12 protein-coding genes and 1 pseudogene are annotated in these 10,776 nt (G+C 47.7%); 2 read left to right on the plus strand and 11 right to left on the minus strand.

Going from position 1 to position 10,776, the window contains the following annotated elements; genetic code table 11:
* Window positions 1-4: 4 nt before the first annotated feature.
* Window positions 5-388, minus strand: a complete 384-nt coding sequence (locus tag ACP26L_RS17755) for a MerR family transcriptional regulator (RefSeq protein ID WP_426454508.1) — start codon at window positions 386-388, stop codon at window positions 5-7.
* A gap of 229 nt (window positions 389-617) precedes the next feature.
* On the opposite strand from ACP26L_RS17755, the gene ACP26L_RS17760 reads away from it, so the two are divergent.
* Together ACP26L_RS17760 and ACP26L_RS17765 are read left to right on the plus strand one after the other, a co-directional pair.
* Window positions 618-1,406, plus strand: coding sequence for an SDR family NAD(P)-dependent oxidoreductase (locus tag ACP26L_RS17760; RefSeq protein WP_426454509.1), 789 nt, complete (start codon window positions 618-620; stop codon window positions 1,404-1,406).
* 22 nt (window positions 1,407-1,428) lie between these two features.
* Window positions 1,429-1,665, plus strand: a complete 237-nt coding sequence (locus tag ACP26L_RS17765) for a hypothetical protein (protein WP_426454510.1) — start codon at window positions 1,429-1,431, stop codon at window positions 1,663-1,665.
* A gap of 62 nt (window positions 1,666-1,727) precedes the next feature.
* On the opposite strand, the gene ACP26L_RS17770 is transcribed toward ACP26L_RS17765, so the two are convergent.
* The 10 genes and pseudogenes from ACP26L_RS17770 to ACP26L_RS17815 all read right to left on the minus strand — a co-directional run bounded on the left by ACP26L_RS17770 (window position 1,728) and on the right by ACP26L_RS17815 (window position 10,667).
* Complete coding sequence (locus ACP26L_RS17770) at window positions 1,728-3,686, minus strand: hypothetical protein (RefSeq protein ID WP_426454512.1); 1,959 nt, start codon at window positions 3,684-3,686, stop codon at window positions 1,728-1,730.
* Between the two features lie 542 nt (window positions 3,687-4,228).
* Window positions 4,229-4,651: a tetratricopeptide repeat protein gene (locus ACP26L_RS17775; protein WP_426454514.1), complete on the minus strand. Its 423-nt coding sequence runs from the start codon at window positions 4,649-4,651 to the stop codon at window positions 4,229-4,231.
* Between the two features lie 145 nt (window positions 4,652-4,796).
* Window positions 4,797-5,414: a TetR/AcrR family transcriptional regulator gene (locus ACP26L_RS17780; RefSeq protein ID WP_426454515.1), complete on the minus strand. Its 618-nt coding sequence runs from the start codon at window positions 5,412-5,414 to the stop codon at window positions 4,797-4,799.
* Window positions 5,401-5,826 carry a VOC family protein gene (locus tag ACP26L_RS17785; protein WP_426454516.1) on the minus strand — a complete coding sequence of 142 codons (426 nt, stop codon included), beginning with the start codon at window positions 5,824-5,826 and terminating at the stop codon, window positions 5,401-5,403. The genes ACP26L_RS17780 and ACP26L_RS17785 overlap by 14 nt, the downstream gene beginning before the upstream one ends.
* A gap of 34 nt (window positions 5,827-5,860) precedes the next feature.
* Window positions 5,861-6,469, minus strand: coding sequence for a DUF2812 domain-containing protein (locus ACP26L_RS17790; RefSeq protein WP_426454517.1), 609 nt, complete (start codon window positions 6,467-6,469; stop codon window positions 5,861-5,863).
* Between the two features lie 42 nt (window positions 6,470-6,511).
* Window positions 6,512-6,823 (minus strand): PadR family transcriptional regulator, encoded by a 312-nt coding sequence (locus tag ACP26L_RS17795; RefSeq protein ID WP_426454518.1) that lies wholly within the window; start codon window positions 6,821-6,823, stop codon window positions 6,512-6,514.
* A 367-nt stretch (window positions 6,824-7,190) separates the two neighbouring features.
* Window positions 7,191-8,420, minus strand: a complete 1,230-nt coding sequence (locus ACP26L_RS17800; protein ID WP_426454520.1) for an MFS transporter — start codon at window positions 8,418-8,420, stop codon at window positions 7,191-7,193.
* 87 nt (window positions 8,421-8,507) lie between these two features.
* Window positions 8,508-9,062 carry a MarR family winged helix-turn-helix transcriptional regulator gene (locus tag ACP26L_RS17805; RefSeq protein WP_426454521.1) on the minus strand — a complete coding sequence of 185 codons (555 nt, stop codon included), beginning with the start codon at window positions 9,060-9,062 and terminating at the stop codon, window positions 8,508-8,510.
* Between the two features lie 258 nt (window positions 9,063-9,320).
* Window positions 9,321-9,830: pseudogene (gene ribD, locus ACP26L_RS17810) on the minus strand (bifunctional diaminohydroxyphosphoribosylaminopyrimidine deaminase/5-amino-6-(5-phosphoribosylamino)uracil reductase RibD); the annotation flags it as partial.
* 24 nt (window positions 9,831-9,854) lie between these two features.
* On the minus strand, window positions 9,855-10,667 hold the full coding sequence (locus ACP26L_RS17815) for a DUF2262 domain-containing protein (protein WP_426454523.1): 813 nt from the start codon (window positions 10,665-10,667) through the stop codon (window positions 9,855-9,857).
* Between the last annotated feature and the right edge of the window lie 109 nt (window positions 10,668-10,776).

Genomic DNA, 10,776 nt, shown 5'->3' on the forward strand with positions numbered 1-10,776 from the left:
GAGCCTAAATTTTAATACTAGTTCGTTTAATCTGGGATTCTAAAACATCATAAAGAGCAAGCTTATAATTTATTTTATCCAAGTTAAAATAGAGATCCCCTATGCTTCTCTCTATTTCTTTTTTGTGATGGAGCATCATCAATTTTCGTTCTGAAATGGTGGAGTCCCCTTCTTTGTATAAGTAAACGTATTTCTGAATTTGAGCAATCGGCATTCCTGTTGCCCGAAGCGCTGTAACAAAGTGGATCCAGCTTAAATCTTCTTCGTCGTATAAACGCTTTCCATTTTCGTTTCTTTTAACATGCGGGAGCAATCCCTCTTTTTCGTAATATCGAAGTGTGTGTGCGGCTATTTCCGTTATTTCAGTAACTTCTTTAATAGTCAACATAATAAACTTTCATCGCCTCCTGTTAAAGTGCGCTTTAAATGGTTTCTTCAACTTTATTAATTGAATTTTCTGATTTCATGCCATAAAAAGAAAAAACGAGGATTAAAACAAGGTGTTTTCTGTTCCATTATACACTTATTATTTTCCAAAAAAACCCTTGACTTAAAGCGAACTTCATAAATTATGATGGCAAGGTAATTAAAAAACATTTTTGAAAGGACGGATAACGTTGAAAGGGAAAATTTTAGAACAAGAAGCTGCACAGACCACGATTTCCATCGTCACTGGCGGCAGCCGGGGGCTTGGTCGTAATACGGCCATTAGTATTGCGCGTCATGGCGGTGATGTCATTTTGACCTATCGCAGCCGAGCAGAAGAAGCAAAATCAGTCGTTGCTGAGATCGAAGCTCTGGGGTGTAAAGCGGTCGCTCTACAACTCGATATGGAAAACACATCCAGCTTCTCTGGCTTTGCTCAGACGGTTGGTTCTATTTTGCAATCGAATTGGGGTAACTCCACTTTCAATCATCTGGTGAATAATGCCGGTCATGGGGAAATGGTAAGCTTTGCCGAAACCACAGAGGCTCAATTCGACGGCCTGTTCAATGTGCATGTCAAGGGCGTATTTTTTTTGACTCAAGCCCTGCTGCCGCTTCTTGCAGATGGTGGTCGTATTGTTAACTTCTCAACAGGTCTTACTCGAGTCTCTTATCCCGGCTTCTCGGCTTACTCTGCAGCTAAGGGTGCAGTAGAAATTCTAACCATCTATATGGCAAAAGAGCTGGGCCACCGGGGTATCACTGTTAATACCATTGCACCTGGTGCCATTGAAACCGATTTTTTAGGCGGCGCTGTGCGTGACACGCCTGCTTACAATAATGCGTTTGCTTCGATGGTTGCCCTTGGTCGTGTCGGCGTGCCTGAAGATATTGGTCCCGCAGTCGCCAGTCTACTCGATCCCCACAATCGCTGGGTTAATGCACAGCGAATCGAAATCTCTGGTGGTCAGAACATTTGATTGCTCAAGGCGTAAGGTAAACATGTCAACATTTAAAGATGCAAGCTTAGGATTAGCAGCAGCAATGTGTGGTTCAACGTTGAGTCCAACGGATGCCCTTACTTCAATGAAACAGGGAGCAAAACCGCGGTGGTCTGCTCCCTTTTATGGTCTAATTATCATTGATCTTGCCTTCCAGATTCTCGAATATTGCTGTCGCCAGAAAATGGAGGAACACGGCATGCTTGATTACAAGTCGCTCTGGTTTCATAACCTCTAACCAGGGACAGCTGCCCTTGGTTGTTGTTCAACCGGCTGAGACAGGTTAGCTTCCATCCTTAACTAGTTTTGTCGCTGAACTGTGAAATCCTGCTGCCATAGGATCCTGCCGCCGATCTCTAGTCTGGCCCGTAGTTGGTTCGGCCCGACCTTCAGCTGCTTGACCGCATTGTACTGGAACAGAGCCATGTCCCACTGAAGAGGTGCAACCCATTCCGAGTAAGCCTGGACGGCCTCTGACGGCGGAGCTCCGAGCTCCTCCAGCGTCAGCCGGGGCCTTAGCTCTGGTGCAGCATTGACAGGGAGCTGCTGTATACTGTCCCTGAAGGCTACATTGAGCTCCATCTGGTGTGTATCGACCGATGAAGGAATGGCAAGAGCCGTCACATTGTACGTCTGAAGGGTGAAGGTGAGAGAAGAATCAACCTTAGCTATGAGAGAGCCGAATAGGGTCCGTATATCGGCTTCGTTCAGATATAGCTCCCCATCGGACGAGATCCGCGGCGCTGCGGTTAAGCTCATCACCCGAACCTCTTTGCCGTTCCAGAGCGTTATTGCCTGCTGTGAGCCCGGCTGAATACGGAATCCATAACTGAACTTGTTGCTCTGATAAGTGGTCCAGCCGCCTGACTTGCTTTGATCATAACGAAAACCCTCGGATAGAAAAGGAATGGATACATACCAAGAGTTATCGAGCATATATCCTACTCGCCGGTCCTGAACCTTCAGCTCGTCCCCATCGATTTTCGCACTGTTGTAGAACAACGTGAAAAATGACATGTCCACAGCGGGGTCAGATCCTTGACCGACAATGCGATCGGTGTATGGATTTAATTTCAGCCAGACAAGACCGACATAAGAATCGACTTGGTACCAACGGTTCCCTGACGCATCATCCCAGTAACTAATCGGGTGAAGAATCTGTGGCGCCGCTTGTGCGAACTTATACCATATACCCGAGGTCGGATAGCTCATCAGCTGCGCATTGGAGTTCAATTGAATGGCCGCGGACGTTGGCTTGGCATCAATAGGATCGGCAAACTGTTTATTCACCCAGCCATCTCCAGCCGAGGTATGGACATGATACCAGTTTGGTTCCTCCGTCGTATTCCCATATGGATTGTTATCAATTCGTTCGAACACCTCGACGCTCTGAGGCGGGAGAATCGCTACCTCTTCCCCATAAGAATATGGCTGTGCAAAAAGCGTCGTTCTCGTATCCAGCTTCAGTGTTTCTTGTGACGATTCGATCCTCGCTCCTCGGGAAAATACCCATTGAACACCGTTCTCTGTCTCTACCCGGTAGGCAGTGCTGTTGAATGGTGATATGAACTCAGCAGTTATTTTTCCTTCGCCACTCGGTATGCCGGATTCGTTCAAAAAATAAGCTTTCTCTGGCACAATGCTCCGCAGCGTTCCAATATGATTCAGCGGAATTCGAATCCACTGATCGCCAAGCCAGGTCGTACGGATCCGCAACCAAGTCAACGCGCTGTTATCGGAAGTATCCGCAGCAAACCACCTTTTCGCCGCACTCACCACTTCGACATCCTGCGGTGCAAGCGTCCCCGTTGAGGGTTTACTCGTAGTCGGATTGGCGTACATCAATGTGTTATCCAGCAGCGATATTTGTTTCGGAGGATCTACATCCAGTGCGTTTGAAGGAACATGGATCCACTTATCACCGAGCCAAGTGCGTACCTTCCACCAATTATTTGCTTCCGACCAAGGCATGCCCGCCTTGACTACCTGTACCTTCTGAGGAGCCAAATAGCCCTGGGGCTGACCGCCAGAGTCCTCGTATTTGTCATAAAAAGGAATGCTGCTCAGCAGCCGAATGACTGCAGGCACTCTACCCGATTCAGGTATCTCCGAAGGGAACATCTCGAATTGAATGGCTGGCTGCACGCTAGGCACAGGCTTCCAAACATCCGCTACCTCTTCCGCCGATGCCCCGACCGTTCCTGTCACGATGACTTGTGTTCCCACCACAGCCGCAATGGCTGCTCTTCTCCAATTCATCGGATCACACTCCTATCCATTCTTTCTATGAAAACCAGCACAGATGGTTTTACTCGATATCAGTGCCTATGTATTCGTCTGCAATGTGATAACGAAGCTTCGATTACACCCTGATTACCAGTTTTGTCCTCCGGCACCGCCACCGCGCGCAAAAGTTAAACTCCCGTTAGCGCAGCGAAAGACAACCGGTCGATTTGGCCGGCTGCCTTCGCTGCGGTCGTTCAACTAAGCTTCCTGTTTTGGTTGAAACTATCCGACCTCGTTTAACTAAACACGCCATTGAAACTTGAGATTAAATACTGTCGTTGTCGCAGTGACATTGGATTTTGTATGTTTATTCCAGATTGTACCCGTACTTTCCTGCCTTTGTGAACTATCAAGTATTTTCGAAACGATTAAAGGATCCACCTGTTAACGCAGCGAAGGCAGCCGGTCGCTCTGGCCAGCTAATGACTGCATGTTCTTGTCATTTGCGGTTAAGAATATATGTTCTTGTCCTCCGACATTGTGCGAAATCAGCAGCTGTTGCGTAACCTGAATTTTCAAATCTCTATGTTTGTCCCCAAAAACTCAAGATACTTTGGGTCGTCTTCCCTAAAAATCTCAATACCGGCGCCCATGTAAGCCCGAGTTAACTCGTCAGCTGCCTTTTCAAAGTTTTCCTGTTCGTAATATAACTGCCCCAGCCGAAGATGAATATACGGATTACCCAACCCCCTCGGACACTGTACGGCATTAAAAAAGCACTTGAAAGCCTTATCGTAATTTTTCATGCGATAGTGGACATCCCCAATAGCTGCATATATCCAGGTAGCGGCCTCCCATTCTTGATGATTTTCAGGCAATAAACGGAGGGCGGCAATATAATTTTTCTTGGCGGCATCAAGATCACCTGATTTCACTAAATCATCGCCTTGTTTACATAGAGCATTAATTGCGGAATAATTGGAATCTGAGAGCTGCAACGCGATCTCTCCTGTTCTATTCGATTGGATAAATGAATTTTAGCTAATGACCGTTTTTTTGTTGACATTAGGAATCCTAGAGAAGGAATTACAATGCTGCCTCTTCTCGGTATGCCCTTGCCCCCTTCTCTTCCCGCAACTCTCTCTACGGATGATCCATTGGCGTCTGCTGTTTTTGCCGATCCCTGATCCCATCTAGGAAGAGCCGGATGACGTTCATGCTGTTATCCAAATCTGTCTCGTCGGGCGTGCGACTTGCCAGCCAAAGGGAGGTTTCGTTAAGCGCTCCTGAAATGAAATGCGCCATGGCGTCTGCGGACTCGCCCGGAATATGTCCCTGTTCATGCATCAGCTCCAGCTGTTCCCGCAGGAGACGCATAGAGTATTTCCCATCCATCACCCTCCATACATCCCAGCCCATGATAGCGGGGCCGTCAATCAGCAGGATACGTTTTCGGCTCTGTTCCACCTCTGCCAGCACGAAGGCCCTGCAGCCTAAATAAAGCTGCTCCCAGACCTCATCCGCACCGGATGCCGCGTCCTCCACTTGTTCGGAAACTTCCAGCTGTACCGTTTCGAGTACAATACGGAACAGCTCCTTTTTGCTGCGAAAATGATGATACACGGCTCCCCGCGTCACGTCCGCTTCCTGCACGATCGATTCGAGCGCCGCGCCAGCGTACCCATACTCGGTGAAATGGTTACGTGCCACCTCCATCAGCCTGCGGATGGTTTGGTGGGCTTCCTCCTTACTTCTCCTCATGATGATCCGAAGTCGCCTCCCATACGGCCTCTGTGTACTGTTCACGGAAGTCTCCTGCGGGAGGAATTATGGTAATGACGTCGATCAATACCCCATTCAGATCGCAGGTGATAAAATGCCGCTGCCCAAACTCTTCACTCTGGATGTCCTGGATGAGAGGCAGCTTGTGCGTAAGAATGAGACGATCGTATTCCTCGTCGACACGGTCAACCTCCAGGTTGAGCAGCAGGCCTTTACCCCCTCCACGGTAAGCCGCGGGCACTGTTGAATGGTTCGCGTCGAGAATGGCCAGCTCAAACGGAAGAGAGCCGCCGGCCGCTCGTAGACTAACGTACCAATCCGTCTCGAATACCGGTTCGAATCCAAAATAATTCATGTAAAAGGCTGCGGTGTCTGCAACCCTGTCTGTCATCAGTCTCCGCTCTATTCAACGATGAGAACAAGTATTATATACGGAGATCATCTTCTTTCATACGATTGTACTGGTTCTTCAACTTAAAGGCGCAATACAAAGCTGCAATGACGACGACCGGTAGGAATAACCACATTAAACCTCTGAAGACGGCGAAGGGCGTTTCAAAAAGAAAGGACCTCCAAAATGCCTCCCCTTCCAGCTCCCAAAGTCCTGGTGTGAAATACAGCAGCTTCGGGTTCAATATCGCGCCCGGGTCGATGCTTTCGCTGCGGATCAGCGAGAACATAACAATGGCATAGACGCATGCCAGCAGTGCCCACAGATCAGACAGCCTCTTATAGCGTATGGCCTTGGAATCGACATCCGAGAAGATCTCCTTGCTTCCTTCCTTATCAGCTTTCCGGAAGTACTGAAAACCGGAGTTTTTCGTACCGCTGATATGCTCCCAGCCGCTATCTTCGAATAGAGCCCGATAATCCTCGAAATCCGACGCCTGCTTGAAGGTACGGTAGTCCATCTTGATGGTGGCCGCTTCCGGCAGATCTCGCCGGAATTTATACCCGAGCCACGTCTTTTTCTCCAGTCGAATCCCCTGCTGGGCCAAATCGCTTAGCCACTGTTCTTCTTTCTCGAGATTCATGAACACCTTGTATTTCCTCACAGTGATCTCCCCCATTCAATGTTAGGTTATCAGCTTTGCGGTAACGTTAATCATATGCTGCATGCGGTCGCGGTCAAGCCGAAGCATCTCCAGGCCCTTCTCGGTTATACCGTACACCTTACGCCGACTGTCCTCACTGGCAACTTGCTGAATGAACTTCAGCTTGATCAAATTCTCCGTCGCGCCATAAAGTGTTCCTGCGGCCATTCGTACTTGCCCTCCGCTAAGCTCCTCTACCTTCTGCATAATAAGGTACCCGTGCGCAGGTTCGATCACCGACAGCAGAATGTAGTAGACCGTCTCGGTCAACGGCAGGCGCTTATCCCTTTCCATGTTAGCCCTCCAATGTACGTATTTCACCATGTATATCGCTTTGCTATATAGAATAACTGTATAGTTACACTATATACAGTTGAACTGAATATTGCAATACTCTAGCACAGAAAATGAAAAGAAAAAAGCAGCCGTTCGTTCGGCTGCTGTCGCTACACAGAGGCCATGGCCCAGAGTATGGTCGACATGGACATAGCCGGAGTGGACGGGATCTTCAACGCGCTCCGGCGTACGCCGGAAAACACCTCGCCCACCAGCTTCCGCCAGTGGGCGGCAGCTGTTCTAAAACCGGCCTTCGACGCAAAAAAAACTGAACGTAGAGGCCAATTTATCATAGCGTGTGGCTAATCGGCGATAATTCTTCACTTTATTTAAAAAACATTTTTGTCGTTACTTGTGGTTCCTCAGGCGTTTCCCGATGAATCAACCATGCAGCAAGCAAGCCTATACTGAGGTTCAGCGCCAGTAGAAGAAAGGTCAACAAGTAGCTGCCCATTTCCATCAAACGAATAGAAATAACCGGGCCCATACTTGTTCCCGCAAATAGAACGAATGTGTACATTGAAACCGCAATCCCGCGGGCTTTGCCTCCTAATTGACCGACTAGAGAAACGAGCGCTGGAACAGAGAGCGCAATGCCCGTAACAAAAATTAAACTCATAACAATCAACAAAGGCAAGTTTGAAATCATGCCCAAGAAGGCTAAACCTGCAATCGCCAATAGGAGTCCGCCAAGCAGAACCGCACGAACGCCAAAGTGTTTCGATAATCTTCCGGACAAAGGAGAAACCAGCATGCCCAAAACGCCAATAGAACGGATATAAAGAATTTCTTCTGAATTCAAACCAAAGTCGGGACCGCTTAAGTAATTACCCAAGACGGTGTACATGCTGACAAACGACATGAGCAATACCATTGCCACAATGTAGCTTAGAACAAGGTTTTTTTGCGAAAATACACCGCCGATTTGCTTTAAAGATTCCCAAACATTCGCATGTGCTTGTTGAATTTCACCTTTTGGAAGGAAGCGAAGAATTAGAAACGCAGTGATGGCATACACACCTGCCAGAAGGTAAAATACCGTGTTCCACCCATATTGCTCGCTAATTAAAGCACTGACAACCTGCCCGATGATTCCGGCAACCAAAAATCCTGTGCTAATAAACCCGATTGTCGTCACCCGCTTTTCTGCGGGGAACATTTCTACCGCGTAGGCCAGGGCAACCGGAGAAAAAGTGGCTGCCGCAAAGCCTTGCATTCCTCTCAGCACGACCATCCAGAAGAAGCTGTCAACCATGCCGAGCAGCAAAGAGATCAGCGTCAACGCAAGAAGCCCAATAAAAATCACTTGTTTGCGGCCGTATTTATCCGATAAGGCTCCATAAATCAAACATCCCATCGCGAACCCCATAGAAAAAATACTCCCCGCAGCCGCTGCCTGTGTAGGTGTAATGCTAAAGAAATCAGCAAACAAAGATATCAAAGGAATGGTTACATACAAGCTGGACATGACCATCATTCCAGACCAGCATAAAATCGCCGTCATGAGAGAAAAGTTTCTACTCTTCGAAACTGTTGAACCCGCTGCTTGTGACATAAAGCACCTCTTTTAATAAGATTTTTAAACTGTTGCAGAATTCCTTAATAAAAGTAATTAGGTTATCTAATTATATGTATAAAAAAATTATCTCCCTACCCCTAACCTTTTCTCTATACTTCCATTCAGCTTAACCAAGATCTTCTCAAACACTGTTCGCTCCTCCTCATCCAAGTCACTGAGCAGTGAAGCGCAAGTTGCCCAAAAGGTCGGTAGTACATTGCCGACCAAGTCCCGGCCTTCCCGTGTAATGCTGACATGAATCATACGACGATCTTGGACACTCTGTTCGCGAACAATCCATTTTCTTTTTTCCAGCCAATCCAACAAAGCCGTTACAGAAGCCCGACGAATCCCAAGTCGATCTGCGATTGCCGAGGGAGTGACATGCTCTCTGTCCTCATGCAGCATAAGCAGCAGCAACAAGTCCAGCTTGCTCTCGGTAATACCGAATTCAGATAAATCCATGTCCATCAAGTCCAGGGTATTGTCACTGAGCCACAACATCAGCAATCCCATGTGAGTTGATTTGCGATCCGTGTCCTTTGTCGCGGTTTGGTCCATTAGGTCTAAATAAGGGGCAATTCCTAATTTAGGCAGCTGCTGGTCCACGGTGTTCTCAATCGCCGTTCTTTTTGCCATCACATCACCTTTTTAATTAGATTATCTAACTAAACGTAAATATATCTTATTTTGTTTGCTCTTGCAAGTATTAATGGCTATCGCTTCGCACGACGGCGGCATTCATTGTGAGTATGTTTTTGTCCTTTGGCGTGCTGAATTACAAAACAGGGCATGCTCCGGTTCGAAGTGGCCCTGTCGCGCCGTATTATCGAACGGGATATCCGATGATTTTCAGATCCGTTCCAAGCTGTTCGTACCGGACATCCTTTAGGTTCAGGACGTCAGCCATGACTGCAGCCCTTGCTCTCTCTCCCGCGTGGCTATTTTACCGTCAAGGGAAATGGCGGACTTAAGCGTAACAAAGGGCCGGCGGCTCACGATATACCGGTTGAACACTTCGATCATGCGTACGGCCTCTTCTTCGCATACCCCCGTAATGACCTCGATGCCTGCCTCCCGCAGCATCTGCAGCCCCCGGCCCGCCACCAGCGGGTTCGGGTCGGATGCGGCGACGATCACGGAGCGAATTCCCGCCCCGATGATAGCCTCCGCACAGGGGCCCGTCCGCCCATGATGGGAACAGGGCTCCAGCTTTACATAAATTACGGCCCCGAGTGCCTGTTCACCGGCCATGCGCAGGGCATGAATCTCCGCATGGGGCTCTCCCGGCTTCAAGTGAGCGCCTATGCCGGCAATCCGGCTATCCTTGACGATCACACTCCAGACCATCGGATTCGGATCGGTTTGTCCTTTGGTCATCCTGGCATTCTCAAGAGCCAGTCTCATTCATGCCAATTCTACGTTTCCGTCTCAAATGTGGGCTGATTCAAACTCGCCGCTGATGTTCCCGTTAATACAAATCGAATGCCCCCAGAACAAGTCTCCGTCTGAATAATAAACAGTGAATCTGCCGTCTGGATACACAGAGATGGTCCAGATTTTAATCGAGTTGATGAATATCTCTTCCGTTATTTCTTCGTACTGAGGCTCGTCTTCTTGCTCTAACCAATCATTTGCCAAATCGAGCAATTCATCTGCCGCATACGCTTTTAGTCTCTTGTTCCACCCTTCCTGATCACCAAACAACGTATAGGCTGTTTGAAGTGCCAACTTCATTTGGTTCTCATCCGATTGCCACTCAAAGTGGAGTTCCACTCTTTCTCCATCGAATTGAACTTCTTTTTCAAATAAATCAATCGTCTTATCCAATTGGAATTGGCCTAACTTCTCATCGTGATAGAAAACGGGTTTGAAGGATTCCTCTAATACCACCTTCAATTCATTATCTTGGTATGATGGATCAAGAACTTCGATAAACATAAGAGATTTTTCTCCAATTCGGACTCTCAGCTTTACCAGACTGTTTGCTTGAAGGACCTCTTTTGCTTTTGATAGTTCACTATTGCTTACAAGCCATTCCAAGATTGTTCTATCACGTATAAGTGGCTCATCTTCCCCTATCCGTTTCCACGCAATTAAAGTAATGGACGGGTTCCACATGACTTGACCCATTCCTTTACCGGCTCCGACACCGCAAGCTTCTGTAACGCCCGCAATCTCAACAATCTCTTCATCAAAACGTGAATTGAATTCCTGTATTTCTTTTTCTTTTCCTTTTCCCATTTCATTCCTCCGTTCTTTTATCTTAATATATCTTATTCGCTTACCTATATGAAGACAAACGCAAATGGATATGAGATCGTCGGAGAACATCGGCTAAGGACTTGTCATG

The sequence above is a fragment of the Paenibacillus sp. S-38 genome (assembly GCF_049942825.1).
GTDB lineage: Bacteria > Bacillota > Bacilli > Paenibacillales > NBRC-103111 > Paenibacillus_G.

Coding starts and splice junctions, on each gene's coding strand:
- ACP26L_RS17785 (WP_426454516.1), bottom strand. CDS start 5,826: ATGACAGACAGGGTTGCAGACACCGCAGCCTTTTACATGAATTATTTT.
- ACP26L_RS17815 (WP_426454523.1), bottom strand. CDS start 10,667: ATGGGAAAAGGAAAAGAAAAAGAAATACAGGAATTCAATTCACGTTTT.
- ACP26L_RS17800 (WP_426454520.1), bottom strand. CDS start 8,420: ATGTCACAAGCAGCGGGTTCAACAGTTTCGAAGAGTAGAAACTTTTCT.
- ACP26L_RS17795 (WP_426454518.1), bottom strand. CDS start 6,823: ATGGAAAGGGATAAGCGCCTGCCGTTGACCGAGACGGTCTACTACATT.
- ACP26L_RS17780 (WP_426454515.1), bottom strand. CDS start 5,414: ATGAGGAGAAGTAAGGAGGAAGCCCACCAAACCATCCGCAGGCTGATG.
- ACP26L_RS17765 (WP_426454510.1), top strand. CDS start 1,429: ATGTCAACATTTAAAGATGCAAGCTTAGGATTAGCAGCAGCAATGTGT.
- ACP26L_RS17790 (WP_426454517.1), bottom strand. CDS start 6,469: ATGAATCTCGAGAAAGAAGAACAGTGGCTAAGCGATTTGGCCCAGCAG.
- ACP26L_RS17755 (WP_426454508.1), bottom strand. CDS start 388: ATGTTGACTATTAAAGAAGTTACTGAAATAACGGAAATAGCCGCACAC.
- ACP26L_RS17770 (WP_426454512.1), bottom strand. CDS start 3,686: ATGAATTGGAGAAGAGCAGCCATTGCGGCTGTGGTGGGAACACAAGTC.
- ACP26L_RS17805 (WP_426454521.1), bottom strand. CDS start 9,062: ATGGCAAAAAGAACGGCGATTGAGAACACCGTGGACCAGCAGCTGCCT.